This window comes from Streptomyces flavovariabilis (assembly GCF_000725785.1).
Classification (GTDB): Bacteria; Actinomycetota; Actinomycetes; order Streptomycetales; family Streptomycetaceae; genus Streptomyces; species Streptomyces hawaiiensis.
In genome coordinates this window covers 39,438-59,391 of the sequence record NZ_JNXD01000016.1, presented here as the reverse complement: position 1 = coordinate 59,391, position 19,954 = coordinate 39,438, and the positions used below count along the sequence as shown (strand labels likewise).

General features: G+C 74.5%; 20 protein-coding genes. 6 read left to right on the top strand and 14 right to left on the bottom strand.

Features of this window, described 5'->3' with window-relative positions; translation table 11 throughout:
- Window positions 1–47: 47 nt before the first annotated feature.
- Together IO24_RS0126370 and IO24_RS0126365 are read left to right on the top strand one after the other, a co-directional pair.
- Window positions 48–611 (top strand): hemerythrin domain-containing protein, encoded by a 564-nt coding sequence (locus IO24_RS0126370; protein ID WP_031139615.1) that lies wholly within the window; start codon window positions 48–50, stop codon window positions 609–611.
- 380 nt (window positions 612–991) lie between these two features.
- A complete protein-coding gene (locus IO24_RS0126365; RefSeq protein ID WP_031139613.1) occupies window positions 992–2,236 on the top strand; it encodes an MFS transporter in 1,245 nt (414 codons plus the stop codon).
- 65 nt (window positions 2,237–2,301) lie between these two features.
- On the opposite strand, the gene rfaE2 is transcribed toward IO24_RS0126365, so the two are convergent.
- The 10 genes from rfaE2 to IO24_RS0126315 form a co-directional block, all read right to left on the bottom strand.
- Window positions 2,302–3,699: a D-glycero-beta-D-manno-heptose 1-phosphate adenylyltransferase gene (gene rfaE2 / locus IO24_RS0126360; RefSeq protein ID WP_031139611.1), complete on the bottom strand. Its 1,398-nt coding sequence runs from the start codon at window positions 3,697–3,699 to the stop codon at window positions 2,302–2,304.
- Complete coding sequence (locus IO24_RS0126355; RefSeq protein ID WP_031139609.1) at window positions 3,696–4,328, bottom strand: D-sedoheptulose-7-phosphate isomerase; 633 nt, start codon at window positions 4,326–4,328, stop codon at window positions 3,696–3,698. Before IO24_RS0126355 ends, rfaE2 begins: the two co-directional genes overlap by 4 nt.
- An 89-nt stretch (window positions 4,329–4,417) precedes the next feature.
- A complete protein-coding gene (locus tag IO24_RS0126350; protein WP_199808861.1) occupies window positions 4,418–5,695 on the bottom strand; it encodes a glycosyltransferase in 1,278 nt (425 codons plus the stop codon).
- Window positions 5,692–6,657, bottom strand: a complete 966-nt coding sequence (locus tag IO24_RS0126345; protein WP_031139605.1) for a glycosyltransferase — start codon at window positions 6,655–6,657, stop codon at window positions 5,692–5,694. Before IO24_RS0126345 ends, IO24_RS0126350 begins: the two co-directional genes overlap by 4 nt.
- Window positions 6,654–7,715 carry a glycosyltransferase family 9 protein gene (locus tag IO24_RS0126340; RefSeq protein WP_037668469.1) on the bottom strand — a complete coding sequence of 354 codons (1,062 nt, stop codon included), beginning with the start codon at window positions 7,713–7,715 and terminating at the stop codon, window positions 6,654–6,656. The genes IO24_RS0126345 and IO24_RS0126340 overlap by 4 nt, the downstream gene beginning before the upstream one ends.
- A complete protein-coding gene (locus IO24_RS0126335) occupies window positions 7,712–8,320 on the bottom strand; it encodes a D-glycero-alpha-D-manno-heptose-1,7-bisphosphate 7-phosphatase (RefSeq protein ID WP_051905977.1) in 609 nt (202 codons plus the stop codon). The genes IO24_RS0126340 and IO24_RS0126335 overlap by 4 nt, the downstream gene beginning before the upstream one ends.
- Window positions 8,317–9,390: a glycosyltransferase family 2 protein gene (locus IO24_RS0126330; RefSeq protein ID WP_031139599.1), complete on the bottom strand. Its 1,074-nt coding sequence runs from the start codon at window positions 9,388–9,390 to the stop codon at window positions 8,317–8,319. The genes IO24_RS0126335 and IO24_RS0126330 overlap by 4 nt, the downstream gene beginning before the upstream one ends.
- Window positions 9,387–11,063: a carbamoyltransferase family protein gene (locus IO24_RS0126325; protein WP_031139597.1), complete on the bottom strand. Its 1,677-nt coding sequence runs from the start codon at window positions 11,061–11,063 to the stop codon at window positions 9,387–9,389. Before IO24_RS0126325 ends, IO24_RS0126330 begins: the two co-directional genes overlap by 4 nt.
- A 65-nt stretch (window positions 11,064–11,128) precedes the next feature.
- Complete coding sequence (locus IO24_RS0126320) at window positions 11,129–12,103, bottom strand: NAD-dependent epimerase/dehydratase family protein (protein WP_031139595.1); 975 nt, start codon at window positions 12,101–12,103, stop codon at window positions 11,129–11,131.
- A gap of 208 nt (window positions 12,104–12,311) precedes the next feature.
- Window positions 12,312–12,839, bottom strand: coding sequence for a hypothetical protein (locus IO24_RS0126315; protein ID WP_031139593.1), 528 nt, complete (start codon window positions 12,837–12,839; stop codon window positions 12,312–12,314).
- A 263-nt stretch (window positions 12,840–13,102) separates the two neighbouring features.
- Between IO24_RS0126315 and IO24_RS0126310 the strand changes: the two genes are divergently transcribed.
- Entirely contained in the window at window positions 13,103–13,735 is a 633-nt protein-coding gene (locus IO24_RS0126310; RefSeq protein WP_031139591.1) for a hypothetical protein, read from the top strand.
- Window positions 13,732–14,265 (top strand): hypothetical protein, encoded by a 534-nt coding sequence (locus IO24_RS0126305; RefSeq protein WP_031139589.1) that lies wholly within the window; start codon window positions 13,732–13,734, stop codon window positions 14,263–14,265. Before IO24_RS0126310 ends, IO24_RS0126305 begins: the two co-directional genes overlap by 4 nt.
- Window positions 14,266–14,280: 15 nt before the next feature.
- Here IO24_RS0126305 and IO24_RS0126300 read toward each other — a convergent pair whose 3' ends face one another.
- Entirely contained in the window at window positions 14,281–14,604 is a 324-nt protein-coding gene (locus tag IO24_RS0126300) for a hypothetical protein (RefSeq protein ID WP_031139587.1), read from the bottom strand.
- Window positions 14,605–14,805: 201 nt separating this feature from the next.
- Between IO24_RS0126300 and IO24_RS0126295 the strand changes: the two genes are divergently transcribed.
- On the top strand, window positions 14,806–15,660 hold the full coding sequence (locus IO24_RS0126295) for a fructosamine kinase family protein (protein WP_031139585.1): 855 nt from the start codon (window positions 14,806–14,808) through the stop codon (window positions 15,658–15,660).
- Window positions 15,661–15,664: 4 nt separating this feature from the next.
- On the opposite strand, the gene IO24_RS0126290 is transcribed toward IO24_RS0126295, so the two are convergent.
- Both IO24_RS0126290 and IO24_RS46045 read right to left on the bottom strand, forming a co-directional pair.
- On the bottom strand, window positions 15,665–17,323 hold the full coding sequence (locus tag IO24_RS0126290) for a catalase (protein ID WP_031139583.1): 1,659 nt from the start codon (window positions 17,321–17,323) through the stop codon (window positions 15,665–15,667).
- Between the two features lie 180 nt (window positions 17,324–17,503).
- Window positions 17,504–18,913, bottom strand: a complete 1,410-nt coding sequence (locus IO24_RS46045) for a hypothetical protein (RefSeq protein ID WP_234335281.1) — start codon at window positions 18,911–18,913, stop codon at window positions 17,504–17,506.
- A gap of 93 nt (window positions 18,914–19,006) precedes the next feature.
- On the opposite strand from IO24_RS46045, the gene IO24_RS0126280 reads away from it, so the two are divergent.
- The gene (locus IO24_RS0126280; protein WP_031139579.1) at window positions 19,007–19,621 is read left to right on the top strand and encodes a hypothetical protein; all 615 of its coding nucleotides are present in this window, start codon (window positions 19,007–19,009) and stop codon (window positions 19,619–19,621) included.
- A gap of 56 nt (window positions 19,622–19,677) precedes the next feature.
- On the opposite strand, the gene IO24_RS0126275 is transcribed toward IO24_RS0126280, so the two are convergent.
- Window positions 19,678–19,914 carry a hypothetical protein gene (locus IO24_RS0126275; RefSeq protein WP_031139576.1) on the bottom strand — a complete coding sequence of 79 codons (237 nt, stop codon included), beginning with the start codon at window positions 19,912–19,914 and terminating at the stop codon, window positions 19,678–19,680.
- Window positions 19,915–19,954 lie beyond the last annotated feature (40 nt).

Genomic DNA, 19,954 nt, shown 5'->3' with positions numbered 1-19,954 from the left:
CGTTAACCCCCTGAGGCCGGGGGACCCGAGCGCTGGAGGTGAAGGACATGGGACACGGAGGAAACGTCATCGACGAGCTGGTGACCGATCACCGCGAGGTCGAGGAGATGTTCGGCAGGATCGAGGCACTGCCGTCCGGCCACCAGGACCGCAAGGTGTACGCCGACCAGGTCACGATGGAGCTCGTACGGCACTCGGTGGCCGAGGAGGCCTACCTCTACCCGGCCGTACGCGAGCATGTGGCGGGCGGGGACGCCCTCGCCGATCAGGAGCTCAAGGATCACGCCACGGCCGAGCAGATCATGAAGGACCTGGAGGGCTGTGACGCGGGCGACGCCGACTTCGACCGGCTGATGGGCATGCTGATGAGCGAGATCCGCTCGCACATCGCCGACGAGGAGGGCAACCTGTTCCCGCGGCTGCGGCAGGCCTGCCCGATGGACACGCTCAACGAACTGGGCGACAAGGTGCGCAAGGCGAAGAAGACCGCCCCCACCCGGCCCCATCCGGCGGCCCCCGACAAGCCTCCGGCCAACAAGCTCCTGGCTCCGGGTACCGGGATGGTGGACCGGCTGCGTGACGCGCTGAGCGGCCGGGGCAAGTTCGAGTAGTTCGAGTAGTTCGAGTAGTTCGAGTAGACGGTCACACCGAGCGGGGCCCGTCGCCGAGGCGACGGGCCCCGCTTCCGTGTGCGTGTGATCAACCCCACTGTGTCCTCAAGGCCCTTGCGCGGCAGGACGTTTGGAAAGTGCGGGACGGCGGATCAAGGTGCGGTGGAACCGCTTGTCCGGTTCCCTCTGCCACGATGGTCGGCGCCGTACCCGTCGAGGGGAGCCACCGCGCAGCGCGGCCGGTGTGCCCCGCCCCCTCGTCCTCCTTCTCCTGAGTCCCCCGACTCGTCTTCGAGTACCGCACTGTGTCTTCCTTCCCCTCCCCCTCCCCTGCCCTGCCTGCCTCCCGCTCGCCCTGGCGGTCGCTGCGGTACCGCAGCATGCGCTGGTGGTCCGTCGCGAACTTCGTGTCGAACGCCGGTACGTGGATGCAGCTCACCGTGCAGAACCTGCTGGTCCTGGAGATCACCGGGTCCGCCGCCGCGACGGGGCTGTCCATGTCCGTACAGGCCGCCCCGGCGCTGCTGATCAGCGTGCTGGGCGGGGCCGCCGTCGACCGCTGGCCCCGCAAGCTCACGGCAGCCGTGAGCCAGGCGGTGCTCGGCGCGATCGCGTTCACCACGGCCGTCCTCGTGGCGCTGGACCGGATCGACATGACCTCGCTGATGGTGCTGGCCGCCGTCACGGGCGTCGTCGCGACCGTCGACAACCCGGCGTGCGCGCTGCTGGGCAACGACCTCGTGCCGGCCGAGGACGTGCCCTCGGCCATCGGGGTCGGGGCGCTGGTGCACCAGGCGGGCCGGCTGGTGGGAGCGGCCCTGGCCGGTGTGGCGGTCGGGTTCCTCGGCACGTCCGTCGCGTACTTCGGCAACGGGCTGTCGTTCCTGTTCGTGGCCTCGGTCATCCCGTTCCTGCGCCCGGCCGCCGGTGCGGTACGGCAGGACGCCGGGGCCTCGGAGAAGACCGGTCCCGACATGACCGTCCGGGAGGGGCTGGCCTACTTCGTGCGGCGGCCGCGCCTCGTCGCGCTGGCGGGTGTGACCGGCATCAGCTCCGTGTTCGGCCGTAACTACGGGCTCACGCTGGCCGTGCTCGTCACCGGGCCGCTCGCGGGAGGCGCCGGTTCCTTCGGCACGGTGTCGACCGTGCTCGCCGTCGGCGGCATCCTCGGCGCGGTGCTCGGCGCCCGGCTGCGCCGGCCGTCGGTGCGGCTCGTGGGCGCGCTGGCCGCCGCGGGGGCGCTGCTCCAGGTGGTGGCGGGGTTGTCGCCGTCGCTGGCGGTGCTGATCGCGCTGGTGCTGCCGATGGCCGTGGTGGAGTCCGTCTCGGACACCGCCGGTACGGCCGTCCTGCAGACGGACCCGCCTCCGCATCTGCGGGGCAGGGTGTTGGGCGTGTGGGGCAGCATCGGCACCGTGTGGGGCCTGGGCGGCCCGCCCGCGCTGGGCCTCCTGATGGAACTGGCCGGGCCCCGCGGCGCCCTCGTCATCGGCGGATTGCTCATCGCCGGCGCGATCGGGGCGGGCTCCCTGCTGCGGCAGCGCCGGGCCGTGTCGCCGGTGGTGCTCCGCACAGCGGAGGAGCACGACGTGCCGGGGCAGCCGGTGCTGAGCCCGGCGGCCTGAGCGGACCCGCCCGAGGGCAGCCCTCGGCACACGTTGTCCGCACAGCTCCGCCCACGTCCGACGCCCTACGGCCGCAGTGCCGTCTGCGCCGCCATCGCCGCCCGGCGGGCCAGCAGCGTCGTGGAGCGGCCGTCGAGGTAGGGCAGGACCACCGCCTGGCCGCCCCAGCCGCGGAGCACCTCCGCTTCGGGCAGGTCCTGGACGGAGTAGTCGCCGCCCTTTACCCACACGTCCGGCCGCAGCCGGGCCAGTACCGCCTCGGGGGTGTCCTCCTCGAAGACCGCGACGGCGTCGACGCTGCCGAGCGCGGCCAGGACGCGGGCGCGGTCCGCCACCGGGTTGAGGGGGCGGCCGGGGCCCTTGCGGCGGGCGACGGACGCGTCGGAGTTCAGGCACACGATGAGGCAGTCGCCGATGCGCCGGGCGCTCTCCAGCAGACCGACATGACCGGCGTGCACCAGGTCGAAACAGCCTCCGGTGGCGACGACGGTGCCGCCTCGGGCCCGGATCCTCTCCGCGAGTCCGAACGCGTCGGTCGCGGGCTCGTCCACCGGGCCGGGACCGGGCTCGGCCCGCCACAGGCCGGGGTTGCCCGCGCCGCCCGCCGCGACGAACGCGGCCGCCTCGGCCACGGCCCGCTGCAGCGCCTCCTCGGGCAGCAGGCCGTCGGCGAGACCCGCCGCCGTCGTGGCGGCGAAGCAGTCTCCCGCGCCACAGGGGTCCCCGTCGGCCCGGTAGGGCACCGGGACCAGCATCGGCGTGCCGGAACCCGGCCGGACCAGCAGCACCCCGCGCTCGCCGAGGGTGACGGCGACACCGGCGGCGCGCCAGCGCTCGGCGAGACGGGCGCCCCTCTCGGCGTACGCGCCCAGCGTGGTTCCTCCCGAGCCGGGGTGAAGGGCCCGTGCCTCGGCCGCGTTGGGAGTGACCAGGCAGGCTCCGGGCACGGGCGGGTCGCCCTGAGGGTGCGGATCCCACACCAGGGGCGTGCGGCGGGCGGCGTCCTCCAGGAGCGGCCGCACGGCTCCCGCGGTGTGCCGGCCGTAGTCGGCGACCAGGACGGCATGTGCGTCGGCCAGGGCGTCACGGACCGCGTCACCGGGTTCTCCGGGAGTGCCGCCGCCCCGGTCGATACGGACCACCGGCCGGCCGCCCGCGAGGACGCGGGTCTTGACCGGCAGGGTGCCGTCCAGCGGGATCTCCAGCAGCCGGACCCGGCCGCGCAGGCCGCGTCGTACCGCCTCGCTGGCGTCGTCGTCGCCGAGCGCGGTCACCAGGACCACGTCCCGGCCGCCGCGGGCGGCGAGGGCGGCGGCCAGACCGGCTCCGCCGGGGTGCCGGCGGTCGCCGGTGACGTCGACGACCGGGGCGGGGGCGTCCGGGGAGAGCCGGGTGGACACGCCTTCGATGTCCTCGTCGAGGAGGACGTCCCCCACGACGACGAGGGGGTGGGGGCCGGTCAAGACGTGCTCCCGTGGGTGAGGACCGCACGCTCCAGCGGCGTGGACACGGCCATGTCGAAGCACTCGCAGAGCAGGTGGACGGCGACTAGGTGGATCTCCTGGACGTTCGCGGTGCTGGCGGCGTCGATACACAGGGCTTCGTGCGCGGCCTCCGCGAGGGGGTTGGGTCCGCGGCCGGTCAGGGCCCATACGCGCAGTCCGGCCTGCCGCGCGGTCACGGCGGCGGCGATGAGGTTGGGGCTGCGGCCCGACGTGGAGAGCAGCATAAGGATGTCGCCGGGACGGCCGTGGGCGGTGACCTGGCGGGCGTAGACGTGGTCGAAGCCGTAGTCGTTGCCGATGGCGGTCATGCTGGACGTCTCGGCGTGCAGGGCGAGCGCGGAGTACGCGCGGCGTTCCTGGCGGTAGCGGCCGACCAGCTCGGCGGTGAGGTGCTGGGTCTGGGCGGCGCTGCCGCCGTTGCCCGCGGCGAGCAGCCGGCCGCCGCCGGTGAGGACGTCGGCGAGGCGGCCGCCCCAGTCCGCGACCCGGTCCAGGCCGTGCTCGCGGAACCGTCCGAGGGCTTCCTCCAGTGACCGGCAGTGCAGTCGCGCGGCATCAAGGGCGGGGTGTGCAGCGGGTTCGCTCATACGGATCGGGCGTGCCGCCGTGGGGACGGCGGCGGACCCACACCTCCTTCGGGATTTCGGGCGGCTGCGGACGTGACCTGCGGGCCGGGTCAGCCGGCGCCGGTCGCGGCGGCCTCCGTGTCGAGGACCTCGCAGTAGGCGGCCTCGGTGGCCGCGGCGACCTGGCCCCAGCCGTACCGGCTCAGGACGCGCCGGCGGCCGGCGGCGCCGCAGGCGGCGCGGGCCGCCGGGTCGGCGAGCAGTCCGGCGACGGCACGGGCGAGGGCCTCGGGGTCGCGGGGTGGCACCAGCCGTCCGGTGCCCGGGTCGGCGACGGTGTCCAGCTGCCCGCCGACGGCGCTGGCCACGACGGGCACGCCGCAGGCCATGGCCTCCAGCGGGACGATGCCGAACGGCTCGTAGTCGGCGGGGCACACCACCACGTCGGCGGAGCGCAGCAGCGCCGGCACCTTCTCGCTGGGCACGGCGCCCGCGAAGCGGACCCGGTCGGCGACGCCGGCGTCCCGGGCGATGCCGCGCAGCCGCCGCACCTCCGGGTCGTCGTCGAGCCGGTCGGCGGGCGGCCCGCCGACCACGACCAGCTCGGTCTCGGGCAGCCGGGCCAGCGCGGCGATGGTCACCGCGGCACCCTTGCGCGGCACGAGCCGGCCCAGCTGGAGCAGCCGGTGCCGGTACGGCCCGCGCGGCGCGGCCGGGCCCTTCGGAGTGAACCGTTCGGTGTCGACGCCGCACGGCACGATGCCGACCTGGTGCGGGGGGATGCCCATGCGGGCCAGTTCGTGGGCCTCGTCCCGGCAGGTGGCGATGACGCGGTCGCAGCCGAGACCGATCTCGATCTCGCCGGGGATCCGCTCCGGCGGGCTGGTGTCGGCGAGCCGCTGGTACCGCCGCTTCACCGTGCCGAGGGCGTGGTACGTGTGCAGCAGGGGCAGGCCGTGCTCGCGGGCCGCGCGCAGTGCGGCCAGGCCCGACATCCAGTAGTGGGAGTGCACGACGTCGGGGGCCCGGGTGCGCCAGCCGCGGGTGAGGTGGCGGCCGAACTCGTCCATGTGCGGCAGCAGCGCGTCCTTGGGGAGGGGCTCGGCCGGCCCGGCGGGCACGTGGTGCACCTCGACGCCGTCGCGCAGCTCCACTCGGCACGGCAGGTCGGGCGAGTCGCGCCGGGTGTGGACGGTGACGCGGTGGCCGCGGTCGGCGAGTGCGCCGGCGAGGCAGGCGACGTGGACGTTCTGCCCGCCGGCGTCGACTCCGCCGAGGGTGGCGAGGGGGCTGGCGTGCTCGGAGACGAGCGCGATCGCGAGGACGCCCGGGTCGAGCGGGTCGCCGCCGAGCGGTCCGGTGGGCAAGGGGCTGACGATCGGGGTCATGAGCACACCTCCGTGATCAGGCGCTCCCAGTCGGCCAGGAAGCGCTTGAGCCCGTAGCGTTCGAGGGCCGCCTGGCGGGCGCGGGCCCCGTCCGCGGCCGCGGCCTCGGGTTCGTGGAGATAGCGGCGGGCGGCGCGGGCCAGGACGTCGGGGCGGGTGGAGAGGGCACCCGCGCCGGGCGGGACGGCCTCCACCGCCTCGGTGGTGGCGAGCGCCAGGACGGGCATGCCCAGGTGCATGGCCTCCAGCAGGGACAGGCCGAGCGAGGTCCAGCGCACCGGGTGGAGGTACATGCGGCGTTCAGCGAGGGCCGTGTGCAGCTCGCTCTGGGGGAGATCGGCGGTGCGGCAGCGGTCGGCCGGCAGGCCGAGGTGCCCGGCCAGGCCCTCGGTGCCCATGCCGAAGACGTCGAGCGGCACGGCCTGGGCGAGGGCGGGCAGCAGGTCCGTGCCGGTGTAGCGGGCGCGCCGGACGGGTTCGTTGACGACGACGGCGGCGCGGGCGAGCCGGCCGCTGTAGCGGTGGCCCGGGTCGACGATGCCGTGCTCGATCACCTCGGTGCGGGTGGTTCCGCAGTCCCAGAACAGCCGGTTGAAGTGCGTGACGTGCACGAGCGTCAGGTCATCGCGGTCGGCGCACGGGTGCCGGGTGTCGGGCACGGCCCCGTCGGGCGCGTTGTGCTCCAGGTACACCGCGGGCACGTCCCGGCCGGGGCGGCGTCCGCCGAGCCGGCGTTCGGCCAGGGCCGGCTCGTGCGGCCGCTGGAGAAGAACCAGGTCGACGGGCGTGTCGCGCAGTTCCTCGGGGGTGACCTCGCGTACGGAGACGGGCCAGGTAAAGGTGCGGGCCCGACCGCGGCCGTCCGGGCCGCGGTCGGGGGTGACGGGGACGAGGTAGGTGTGCGGGCCCTGGACGAACGCGGTCGTCCAGGAGCCGTGCACGTGCCACAGCAGGATGTTCATACGGCCGCTCCTCGTTCGGTCTGTTCTCCCCGGTCCGCCGGGCGGTCCGTGAGGGCCGCCACGGCGTCGAGCACCTCGGCGTCGCCGATGCCGTCGAGGCAGGGGTGTCCCGGCACCGGGCAGTGCCGTGCCCGGGTGTCCGCGCACGCGGCGTGCGGGTCGCCGAGCAGGACGTGCGGTACGCGGTAGGGGGCCCACCGTTCGGCCGGGACGACCGGCGCGAAGAGGCTGACGACGGGCGTGCGCACGGCGGCGGCGAGATGCGCCGGACCGGTGTTGCCGGCCACCACGGCGCGGGCCGCGGCCAGGACTCCGGCCAGCTGCGGCAGGTCGGTGGCACCGCCGAGGTCCAGGGCGTGCCGCCCGGCGACCCGTGCGGTCAGCTCGCGCTCGGCGCGCCCGCCCGTGACGACGACGCGGTGCCCCGCCGCGGACAGCGCGGCGGCGGCCCGGGCCGCCCGGCCCGGGCTCCAGGCCCGTGCGGGCACGGCCGCGCCGGGGTGGAGGACGACGTACGGTTCGGGGCCGGTGAGGTGAGTGGTGTGCGGCGGCGGCAGGACGCGCAGCCGGCCGTCGTCGCCGGGCGGGAGCGGGAAACCCGCGGCGTGGGCCAGGTCGAGGGCGGCCAGGGCCTCGTGACGGTGCGGCCGTCTGCGGTGCCGCAGGTCGAGGAGCGCGCCCGGGTAGTCCGCACAGTCGGCGGCGGTCCGTTCGATCCCGGCCAGCTTCAGCAGCAGGGCGACCGGCAGCGGACTCTGGTGGTACGACACCAGCACGAGAGCCCGGTCGAAGCGGCCCGCCGTGAGCGTCTCCATCAGCTGCCGGGTGGCCGGCCGTGTGACCGGCGGCGGCTCGAGACCCACCCAGGGGGCGTCGTAGGCCAGCACGTCGTCGACTCCGGGCAGCATCCGCCCGGCCGCTGCGCCCTGGGGTCCGCAGAGCAGGGCGGTGTAGGAGGATCCGGCGGCGACGGCCCGTACGGCGGGTCCCGCGAGGAGCACGTCTCCGGAGCTGTCGAGGCGGACCACGAGGGTGCGGGGAAGGCGGGTGGGGGTCATCGCGGCTCCCGTGCCGGCACGGCCGGGCCGAGGGCGAGACGCACGGCCGACGGCAGGTCCGGTGCCGTGGCCTCGGCGTTCCCGGTCTCTTCGGCCCGGGTGACGGCCGTGGGAACCAGCACCCCGCGGGCCCCCGCCGCACGCGCGGCGGCCATGTCCGCTCCGATGTCGCCGATGACCACGGTGCGGTCGGGCGGCACGGCAAGCCGGCGGCACGCGGCCAGGATCAGTCCGGGTGCCGGTTTGCGGCAGTCGCAGCCCTCCCCGGGCCCGTGCGGGCACACGGCCCAGACGGCGAACGGCCCGAGCAGTTCCTCCACCCGCAGCCGTACGTCCTCCACCGCGCGGCGGGTCAGCAGGCCGCGGGCCACGCCCGACTGGTTGGTCACGACCCCGAGGGGCACTCCGGCGGCGCGCACGGCGTCCACGGCCTCCCGGGCGCCCGGCATGAGCGCGACGCGCGAGGGGTCGCCGTTGTAGGGCACGTCGGCGACGAGGGTGCCGTCACGGTCGAAGAGGACGGCCGCGGGGAGCGAACTGCCCGGGTCGTGCGGGCGCTGCCGCACGTCCCCGGGGAGCAGCCAGGGGCCGGGGGGCGGCGTCATGACCGCAGCCGTTCCCGGACCGCCGGGCGGGGCGCTGTCGTCGGCTCACCGCTGCCGAGCGCGGTGTGCTGCCGGGCCTTGCGGTGCACGAGCCGCCCGCGCAGCCAGTGCCAGGTCGCGGCGGGGGGTACGAGAGCGCTGCTCACCGTCATGGTGAGGACCTCGTCGCGGGTGCCCGGTCCGGGCAGGATCCGGGCGAGGGCGAATTCGGCGGTGCCGGCCAGCCACGTGGCGGCGAAGGCCGCGGCGGCCCGTTGCCGGCCGAGCAGGGCGCAGCCGAGCGCCGTCACTCCCGCTCCGGTCACCGCCAGATGCAGGGGCAGGCGTCCGCGGGGTGCCTCCGCCCGGCGCCACCAGTGACGGCCGTGCAGCCGGGTCATCAGCACGTCGTCGGCGTTGCCGGCCTGGAGCCGGACGGAGACCCAGCGCCCGGCGGGCCGTACGGGGTGGGTGGTGGTGCGCCGGCCGCCGGTGAGCGTCCAGCCGGCGTCGAGCATGCGCAGGGCGAGGTCGGCGTCCTCCCGGAAGGCTCGCCGGAAGCGTTCGTCGAATCCGCCCACGGCCACCAGCGCGGCCCTGCGGTACGCCATGTCGGCGGTGATCCAGCGGGCGCCGGCGAGTCCGGCCGTGCTGCGTTCCCAGTCCGTGGGGCGCCGGTCGGCGGGCAGCGGCACCTCGATGCGGGCGGTGATCCCGGCGGTGCGATCGGTCGCCGCGGCCAGGTCCAGGGTCAGGTCGTCGCCCCAGGTGGGCCCGGGCACGACGTCGTCGTCGAGGAAGACGATCCAGGGCACGTCACCGGCGGCCCGCCAGCCGAGGTTGCGTGCGGCGGCGGGTCCGCGCGCCCCGCCGGGCACGACGACGGTGCGCGCGCGCAGGGACGGCGGGACGTCGGCGGTGAGGGCGGTCCGGGGCGCGTCGGGCCGGTCGTCGACGAGGACCACCCGGACCGGGCCCGGCCCGGTCGCCTCGGCGAGGGCGTGCAGGCAGGCGCCCAGGCTGGGCCGGCCGAGGGTCGGGATCACGACGGCGTACTCGGCGTCGCGTGCCAGGGCGTCGGGTGCGGTCATCGGGTGCCTCCGGCGTCGTCGCTGCGGAAGTCGGTACGGAAGAGGTCGCCGCGCCGGATCGCGTACGGGCCGATGGCCAGCAGGTCGACGGGCGAGGAGCCGAAGCACTCCAGGGCGTCGCGCGGGTCGTCGACCATGGGCCGGCCGGCGGTGTTGAGGCTGGTGTTGACGACCACGGGCAGCCCGGTGAGCCGCTCGAACTCGCCGAGCATGCGGGCGACCAGGGGCTCGTGGTCCGGGTCGACGGTCTGGATGCGGGCGGTGCCGTCGACGTGGACGACGGCGGGGATGCGGTCCCGCCAGGCGGGGGCCACGTCGTGCACGAACAGCATGTACGGGCTGGGCAGCGGGCCGTCGAAGAGGTCGGCGGCACGGTCGGCGAGGACCATCGGGGCGACGGGCCGGAACTGTTCGCGGCCCTTGACGTCGTTGAGCCGTTCCAGATTGCCCGCGTGACCGGGGTGGGCCAGCAGGGAGCGGTGGCCGAGGGCCCGGGGGCCGTACTCGGAGCGGCCCTGGAACCAGGCGACGATCCCGTTGTCCGCCAGGGCGCGGGCGACGGTCACGGCGATGTCGGGGGGCCGCTCGAAGGGTACGGCTGCTGTCTTCAGCCAGGCTCCGAGCTCGGCGTCGGACCACTCCCGGCCGAGGTCGGCACCGGCCATGGACTGCGGTTCGTCGCCCTCCACGGCGGACAGGAGCAGGGCGCCGCCCAGGGCGGTCCCGGCGTCTCCCGCCGCGGGTTGCACCCACACCCGGGCGAAGGGGCCCTCGCGGGCGATACGGGAGTTGGCGACGCAGTTGAGGGCCACGCCGCCGGCCAGGGTGAGCACGCGGTCGTGGGTGCGGCCGTGCAGCCAGCGCACCAGGTCGAGCAGGGTCTCCTCCAGCACGGCCTGGGCACTGGCGGCGACGTCGGCGTGGTCCTGCGTCCACGGTTCGTCGGGCCCGCGGGGCGCGCACAGTTCGTGCCAGGGCACGCCGGTGGCGTGGAAGCCGCCGTCGCCGGTGGGGTACACGTGGCGGCGCAGTTCGGCGCGCATGCGCGGCCGGCCGTGGGAGGCGAGGGCCATGACCTTGAACTCGTCGGAGGAGCGCAGGAAGCCGAGGTGTTCGGTGAGTTCCTCGTAGACCAGGCCGAGCGAGTGCGGCAGGTCCTGGGCGTGCAGCGCCTCCAGGCGGTCGCCCACGCGGCGTGCGGCCAGGTGGGAGGCGCGTTCGCCGCGGCCGTCGAGGACGAGGACGGAGGAGTTCCCGGCGTCCGGAGCGGCGAAGGCGCTGGAGGCGGCGTGCGCCATGTGGTGCGGGACGAAGCGGACGAGGCCGGGGTCGAGGCCGGGCAGGGCGCTCTTCAGGAAGCCGGGTGCCTCGCGGGCGTAGGTCAGCCGCAGGTGGTCCCACGGGTCGTCGAGGCCCATGTCCTCGGCCGGGCGGGCGAGAGCCGGGTCGAAGGAGTAGGTGACCGCGTCGAGGTCCTGGGGGCGCAGTCCGGCCCGCTTCAGGCACCAGGACGCGGCCTGCTCGGGCAGTTCCCAGGCGGAGAACGGCAGGGGCCTCTTGCCGTGCTTGCGCCGGGAGAAGCGCTCCTCCTCCGCGGCGGCGACGGTCCGTCCGTCGATCACCAGGGCGGCGGCGGGGTCGTGGAAGAGGGCGTTGATTCCGAGGATGCGCATGGGGAGGCGGGCCTTTCGGCGGTCGGGAGATCCGGACGCGGCGGTGCGGGGTGCCCCGGGCGGGGTCAGTCCTCGGTGCGGGCCTCACTGGCCTCGCGGAACCAGGCGATCGTGCGCCGCAGCCCCTCCTCGGCGCGCACCTGCGGGTCCCAGCCGAGCTTGTCGCGGGCCAGCGTGATGTCCGGGCAGCGCACGGCCGGGTCGTCCACCGGGCGTTCGATGTAGCGGATGTCCGAGGAGGACTCGGCGAGTTCGACGACCAGGCGCGCCAGGTCGAGCATGGTGATCTCGGTCGGGTTGCCGATGTTGACGGGGCCGCGCATGCCGTGGGCGGCGGCGGCGAGGATGCCGCGCACGGTGTCGTCGACGTAGCACAGCGACCGGGTCTGACGGCCGTCGCCGGTCACGGTGAGGGGCTCGCCGGCCAGGGCCTGCCGTACGAAGGTCGGCACCGCGCGTCCGTCGTGGCCGCGCATCCGGGGGCCATAGGTGTTGAACAGGCGCACGATGCAGGTGTCGGTGCCCTGGGCGTCGGCGTGGGCGGTGGTCAGCGCCTCGCCGAAGCGTTTGGCCTCGTCGTAGACGCTGCGCGGGCCGACGGGGTTGACGTTGCCCCAGTAGCGCTCGTCCTGGGGGTTCTGCAGCGGGTCGCCGTAGACCTCGGAGGTCGAGGCGAGGACGAAGCGGGCGCCGGAGGAGTGCGCGAGTTCCAGGGCGTTGCGGGTGCCGAGGCTGCCGGTCTCCATGGTGTGCAGCGGGAGGCGCAGGTAGTCCGCCGGGGAGGCCGGCGAGGCGAAGTGCAGGACGAGGTCCGGCGGCCGCTTGATCCGCAGGCCCTCGGTGACGTTGGCCTGGACGAGCGTGAAGCCGGGCTGTTCCAGCAGCGGCGAGATGTTCTCGGCCCGGCCGGTGCTGAAGTCGTCCACGCAGGTGACGGCCGCGCCCGTGCCCAGCAGGGCGGCGCACAGGTGGGAGCCGACGAACCCGGCACCGCCGGTGACGACGGCGTGTTCCCAGTTCCGTGAGAGGGCGGTGGTCATGTCGGTCTCTCCTCCGTCGGCGGCGCGCGGCACGACGGCTGCGCCTCGGTCCGGCGTGGCCGGGCCGGAGGGCCGTCGAGCCCACGTTCAGCCTCCGCCGCCGGTGCGGGCACGGCACGGTCGCGTACGGCAAACCGGTGAGTCACGGAGAGTGAGGAGAGCGAGGGACGGGCTGTCCGCGCGGGTCGGCGCGGCGACCGCGGGTGCGTCAGGCGATCAGCGTGCGGCCCGGGTTCAGTCGGTCGAGCAGCTGGTCCTGGTGCAGGCCGGCGACGGGGGCGAGCAGGTCGGGGTGGCGCAGCAGGGCGGCGGCCTTCCGGTCACTGTCGTCGGGGGCGGTCAACCGGCGGAACTCGGCATGTGATCCGGTGCTGTGGCTCCCGTCGGCGAGCGCCGTGACGGCCCGGGCGGCCAGCTCCGGGTCCGTGAGAAGGCAGGCCGCCCAGCTCGCCACCACCTCGTCCACCCAGGTGCGCCAGGCGTGGGCGTCCGTGTCGTCGCCGAGGGCAGCGTCTGCGCCGGTGACCCAGTCCAGCCGCCCGGAGCCGCCGGGGCCGGCCATGCCGAGCAGGGCCGCGTCCATCGCCGTCGGGTACCTCAGCCAGGCCGCGACCGTCACGGCCTGCCGGGCCTGGACCTCGCACAGGGCGGAGGCCAGCGCGCCGCCGGCGGCGGGGAAGGCGCGGGTCAGCCACTGGGCGGTCGCCGCGATGACGGGGGAGAGATCTGCGTGCACTGCAGGGCCGTCCGGGGGAAGGGGGCGGGGATCTGGTCGTAGACGGTAACCGCCGCTTCCCGCACCGGGACGTGACCGGGGCCTCCTCCAGGACGTGGCCTCGGCCACACCGGCCGCCGACGCACCGTCCGTGCGCCCCGTCGAGCAGCCCCGGGACCGGCGGCGGCTCGTTTCGCCGGGGAGGGGCCGGGCACCCGGCCCGCGTGTTCCCCCACGGACCCGAATCCGCTGGTCCGGCCCGGTGTGCAGGTGCCCGGTCGCCGGTGCGCTCGCTGCGCTTCGACGGCTGGATCGCGGGGATGGGTACGGCCTCCGGCGTCCGGGTGGTGCTCGGACACTGGCCGCGCTCGCCGTGGGGGCCGTTCAGTGACGTGATGGTAGAGGGGGCCGACGGACACCGGCTGCTGCTGGCGCCCACGGGCGAGACGGCGGACTTCGTCGCGGGCACCTACGTCTTCGACGAGGTGCGGGTCGTACCGGTCGGGGTGCGGATCGCCGACCGCCGGCACTGGATCGTCTCGGCCCCGCCGCTCCACCTGCGTTTCAGCACCGGCCACCGGAATCTGCCGGGCCTCGCGCTGCGGGCGGTCCCGGGCCGGCTCGCCACGCGGCCGGGCTGGGTCGCGCTGTGGGACCGGCCGGCCCGTCTGCTGCTGGGAGCACGCACCCACGGCAGCGCCCGGTCCGGACGGCACCAGTGGTACGGCGCCCGGGATCTGCACCCGGTCACCTCGGCCACCGTCACCTGTGAGGGCGACAGCCTCGGCGCTCTCGCCCCGGTCGAGCCCCCGGTGCGCTTCGGGGCCGGCTCGACACCCCGTCACCCCTGCCTCGTACGGGTCACCACGACGGTGTCCGTGGAGCAGGACCGGAGTACGACAGGAGCCGCGTCATGACGGAACAGCGAGCGGATTCGCCGGACGCCCGGCGTGCCCCGGCCACCGACATGTCCCTGCTGGGCATCTACCTCAACGACCATCTCGCCGGTGCCACCGCCGGGACCGCGCGCGTGCGCTACCTGCTGCGCTCGTGCGGTGGTTCGCCGCTCGCCGACGCGCTGGCCCCGGTCGCCACCGAGATCGCCGACGACCGGACGAGCCTGCTTCACCTCATGCGGCGCCTGGACGTGCCGGTACGCCGTTACAAGGTCTACGCGGGCCGGGCGGCGGAGCAGGTGGGGCGACTGAAGAGCAACGGCAGTCTGGTACGGCGGTCGCCGCTGAGCACGCTGTGGGAGCTGGAGGCGCTGGCGCTCGGGGTGGAGGGCAAGCTGGCGGGGTGGGAGACGCTCCGCGATCTGGCCGCCACGGACGGACGTCTCGACCGACGGCAGCTCGACGAGCTCATCGAACGGGCCCGGCGGCAGCACGCCACGCTGGAGGCGCTGCGCCACAAGCAGGTCGGGGTCGCCTTCCGGCAAGCCTGAGAGACCGGGCCCGGCTCACCAGAACCTGCTGCTGAGGGCGGGCTGGTGGGCCAGTTGCACGGCGTCGCGCAGCCGCAGCGCGACACTGATGGTGGCTCGCAGGGCGGACGGGCGTACGGTCTGGGCGATCTCGGTGGCGAGGACCAGCAGGCAGCCCGCCGCCTGCTCGACGACCGAGACAGGAAGGGTGAAGTCGTTGTCGGCGGCGGTGCGGAACGCCTTCAGGGGGATCGCGACTCCGTCGATGGCCCGGTGCGCGGCCTGCTCCAGGTGCTGTGCGGCCTGTTCGCACACGGGGGCGGGCAGGGCGATGGTGCGCTGGAACGGTGAACTCGTCATGACCCGACTGCTCCCCCGTGGGTGGCCGGTTCTGTCGGCCGGAGCCCCGATTTCACCGTCCCGCGTGACGGCGCGTGGCGCATGTCCGGGACCGGGACGGCCGCCGGTCGAAGCACGACGCCAGCCGGACGGCAGCCCGGGCCCGGTGCGTCGCGTACGTACGCTGAGGGGCGATCGAGAGCGGCGTCGAGAGGGAGTCGTATGACCGTCCGTTCGGATGTCGTGGCCCGGCTCACCGGGCGGGCGGTCAGCGGTGAGAGGCCGCTGTCGAGAGCTCTTGCCGAGGTCACTCTCGACGACGGGCGGGTCGTCGTCGTCAAGCGGTCCGGGGAGCCGGGGGCGGCGTCGGCCGAGGCGGCGGGGTTGCGGTGGCTGGCCGCTGCCGGGAGCGTGCGGGTGCCGGCGGTGCACGGGCACGAGGAGGGCTGGCTGGTCATCGACCGGGTTCCGCAGGGACGGCCGGGCCGGGAGGCGGCCGTGCGGTTCGGCCGGGACCTTGCCGCGCTGCACGCCGCCGGGGCACCCGCGTTCGGGGCGCCGCCCCCGGAGGGGCCCGTGGACGCGTACATCGGGACGGCGCCGATGCGCAACGAGCGGGGCACCGACTGGCCGCGCTGGTACGCGGAGCAGCGCGTGCTGCCCTATCTGCGGCGGGCGGTCGATGAGGGCACCGTCCGGGCCGGTGAGGCGGCCGTCGTGGAGCGTCTGTGCGAGCGTCTGCCGGTGCTGGCGGGCCCGGCCGAGTCGCCCGCGCGGCTGCACGGCGATCTGTGGAGCGGCAACGTCCTGTGGGCGGATGACGGGCATGTGCGGCTGATCGACCCGGCCGCGCACGGCGGGCACCGGGAGACGGACCTGGCGATGCTGCACCTGTTCGGCTGTCCCCACCTGGAGCGGGTGCTCGACGGCTACCAGGAGGTGGCGCCGCTCGCGGCCGGCTGGGCGGGACGCGTCGGCGTGCACCAGCTGTTTCCGCTGCTGGTGCACGCCGTGCTGTTCGGCCGGGGCTACGCGGAACAGGCCCTGGAGATGGCCCGTTCAACCCTGGCGGGGTGACCCGTCAGCGGGTCACGACATGCCGTTCGTCGGGGACGCAGTGGGTCATCGTGAGGCCCTCCACGTCGCGCGGCTCGTTCTTGCCGAGGTTGGCGAGGCGTTCGCGGTCCTCGTCCGTGAGGTCCTGGCTCGCCAGCGGCTCCAGTCCGGCCACGTCCTCCGGGCCGATGCCCAGTCCTTCGCCGACCCGCAGACCGAGGTCGTTCTCGACGAGCAGGAAGTGCCAGACCATGCGCTCCTGGATCGCCCGGTCGCACTGGGACAGTTGACCGATGAAGTTCTTCACCAGGTCGTCGCGTTCCCAGTCCTCCAGCAGCAGGTAGCGCTGCCCGGCCTGGAGGTAGTCGTTGGTGCGGGGGATGCGCTTGCGGGTGAGCCGGCCGGTGATCTCGGGGCCCTGCTCGTCGTGGGTCGGGTACCGGGCCTCGCGCAGACCGCCGGTGATCGACGGCTCGTAGTTGACGTGCGGGTTCTCGCCCCCGCCGTCCACGTGGTAGGTCATCTGGCCGTCGCGCTGGTTGGTGCGCACGTCCGCGTTCTTGGCCTGGTTGACGGGGAGCTGCAGGTAGTTGGGGCCGACCCGGTAGCGCTGGGTGTCGCTGTAGGAGAAGGTCCGGCCGATGAGCATCTTGTCGTCGGAGAAGTCCAGGCCGTCGACGAGGACGCCGGTGCCGAAGGAGATCTGCTCGTTCTCGGCGAAGAAGTCCTGCGGCATCCTGTCGAGCACCATCCGGCCCACCGGCTTCGGCGGGAAGTCCTGCTCGGGCCAGGTCTTGGTGTCGTCCAGGGGGTCGAAGTCGAGCTCCGGGTGGTCGTGGTCGTCCATCATCTGGACGAGCAGCTCCCATTCCGGGTAATCGCCGCGGGCGACGGCCTCGTACAGGTCCTTGGTGGCGTGGCCGAGGGTGTCGGCCTGGACGTTGGCCGCGTCCTCCTCGGTCATGCTGCGCACGCCCTGCTTGGGCATCCAGTGGTACTTGACGAGCTTGGTGTCGCCGTCGGGGTTCACCCACTTGTAGGTGTTGACGCCGAAGCCCTGCATGTGGCGGTAGTCGGCGGGGATGCCGCGCGGGCTGAAGAGGTTGACCAGCATGTGCATGGCCTCGGGCGTCTGCGACATGAAGTCGAAGATGCGGCCCGGCTGCTGTTCGAAGGTCACCGGGTCCGGCTTGAGGGCGTGGATGACGTCCGGGAACTTGATGGCGTCGCGGATGAAGAAGACGCCCAGGTTGTTGCCGACCAGGTCCCAGTTGCCGTCCTCGGTGTAGAACTTGACGGCGAAACCACGCGGGTCACGGGCGGCCTCGGAGGAGTCGCGGCCGCCGATGACGGTGGAGAAGCGGACGGCGACATCCGTGCGTTTGCCGCGCTCCTGGAACAGCTTGGCCCGGGTGTAGCGGCTGATGGGCTCGTCGCCCCAGGTGCCGTAGGCCTCGAAGTGGCCGTAGGCGGTGACGCCGCGGGCGTGCACGACGCGCTCGGGGATGCGCTCCCGGTCGAAGTGGCTGATCTTCTCCAGGAGCTGGTAGTTCTCCAGCGTGGCGGGGCCGCGGGCGCCGACCGTGCGCTGGTTCTGGTTGTCGTAGACCGGATGGCCCTGGCGGTTGGTGAGTACCTTGCGGTCGTCGCCCGGAGCGGGGCCGGTACCGGATACGTCCGTCATGTGCGTGGGCTCCTTCGGCTCGTGGCCGGCGGCCGGCCGGGGTCGGCACCGCGAGCGGCCGCCCGGCCGGTCCTGGCGGGACGGGCCGGGTACCCGCAGAGGCGGGGTCACTCACGTGCCGGGCGCCTCACCGGGTGCGGTGCCGTCACCCGGTGGTGACGGCACCGCCGCTACGCTCCGTCACATGTGGGGCCGGTGCCCGCGCGTTCCCGGGGCGTTGCCCGGGCTTGGGGACGGATGGCCGGCACAAGAACCCGGGGTCGGCCAGGCGGGCGGCCTCGCGCAGAGGGACCGGACCTCTGCGAGGAGGGCGGGCCAGTCCTCGCCGTAGGCGACGACGGCCGCGTACACCGCGTCCACGGCCGCTTGGAGGGGGACGGGGTCGGCGGCGCCGGTCACGGCGGGGAGGGCCGCGTGTGGCTGCGAGACGGACACGGACGGATCCGGCGGGCCGAAGCTGACGAACAGGCCGTACTCGCCGGGTTCCGAGGCCCGCGGCGGACTCGGCGGACCCGCGGCAGCGGGGTCGGGGGCCGGCTGCCGGCTCGGCTGTCGTGCGACGGCCCTCGCGGGACCCACCACCATCGTTGCCGCCTCCTGGGGTGACAGGGCGACGGTGTCAGAGGGCGAGGGCCGGAAGGGCGGCCGTTCGGGCGGGACCGCCCGGCCGACGGTCCGGTCCGGGAGGCGCGGGTCGGTGGCGAGGGTCTGCCACATGAGGGTGTCGTCGTCGAAGGGGGGCGGCAGCGGGCGGCCCTCGGCCAGGGCCGTGAGGGCGCCGGTGACCCAGTCGAGGGCGGTGAGGCCCGCGGCCTCACAGGCCCGGTGGGCCGCGAACAGGGCCACCGCGCGCTGAGCGGCGGGGCCCGCGGCGTCGAGGGCGTGCAGGAGGTCCGGGTCGAAGTCGCGCAGGCCGCTGACATTGCCTCGGACCTCGCGCAGGGTCGCGCTCGGCAACCGACCGCCCCACCGGTGGCGTTCGAAGGCGAGGAGGCGTTCCCGCTCCGCAGTCTCGCGGGCGAGTCGGGCCCGTCGTTCGGACTCGGCGCGTTCAGCCGGGGTGGGCGGGGGCGGCAGCTTCCGGGCATAGCCGTGCCAGTACGCGGCGCTCTGCGAGGTCTGCCTCAGCACACGGTCACGCTCGGGCGGCGCCGGCCAGAACTGCAGCAGATAGCGGTCCAGTTGCGGCTCGTCGTCGAGCCGGGTGTCCTTCTCGCCCGCCCGGTCCATGCCCTGGGCGCAGTAGCGCACCCGGTAGTCGGTCTCCTCGAGGCCCAGGTCCCAGGACGCCTCCCCCGCCCACTGCACGAGCGCGCTGTCCGCCGAGGCCGGGCGGAAGGACACCTCCACCACGTCCTCCCAGACCGGGTCCAGCGGCGGGGCCTGCTCGTGCACCTCGACCGTGAAGCCGACGTCGCCGGTGTGCAGGCCGGTGCTCAGCCACAGGGCGCCGGGGGCCGCCGCCCCGCACAGTCCCGCGCTCTGCCCGGCGAACGCCTCGGCCAGACCGGGCCCGAAGCTGTCCGGATCGCTCTCGACGTAAAGCTGCCCGTAGTGCACATGAACCTCTCCCTCGACCGGCCTGCGCACGATCAGCCTCCTCGTGTGGGATGGAAGGGTGAGCTGTGCGCATCGTGGCATCCGGCACTGACAGTCAGCGGCGGCCACGGGGAGAGGAGAGCCATGCGGCACGTCTACTGGATCGGCGGCGGGAGCGGCGCGGGCAAGTCCACGGTCGCCCGTCGGCTCGCCGACCGGCATGGCTGGCGTCGCTACGCGAGCGACGACGTGATGGCCGAGCACGCGCGCCGGACCACCGCCGAGGAGGCGCCCTTCCTGCACGCGTTCATGGCCATGGACATGGACGAGCGGTGGGTGGACCGGACCCCCGAGACGATGCTCGAGACGTTCCACTGGTTCCGGGGCGAGGCCTTCGGCCTGATCGTCGAGGATCTCGCGCGCATGCCGAGGAAGACGCCTGTCGTCGTCGAGGGATTCCGGCTGCTGCCGCACCTGGTGAAGCCGCTGCTCACCGAGCCCGGCCACGCGGTCTGGTTGCTCCCCACGCCGGAGTTCCGCCAGGTGGCGTTCAGCAGCCGTGCCACACCTGGGGGAAGTTTCACTCGGCGGACCGCTGATCCGAGGCGGGCGGACCACAACATCGCCGTACGGGACGCCCTGTTCACGGATCGGCTGCACGAGGAGACCACGCGCCTGGGGCTGCCCGCCGTCACCGTGGACGGCACGATGACGGAGGACGAACTCACCGAGCGGATCGGCGAGGTCTTCCGGCTCTGACACGAAGAAGGGCCCGGCCCCCCGGCGGGGTCCGGGCCTTCGGGGGCCGGTGCGCCTCAGCCTCCGTCGAGGCGTGCGCGCAGCAGCCCCTTGCCCAGTTCGGCGCCCTTGCGGCTGTCCGCCTGGGCCTTGCGGAACAGGTCCGCGACCTCGGTGTCCTTGGCGCGCTCCGCGTCCTGGATGTAGCTCTCCAGGCGCAGAGCATTGTTCAGGCACGCCTCGACATACCAGATGAGGTTGTAGTCCTTGTCCTGTGTACCGGTCACACCGCCGGTCTCCGATCCACTGCTCATGCGGGCCTCCTTCTCGCGGAGCGGACCTCTTCAGGCGCCG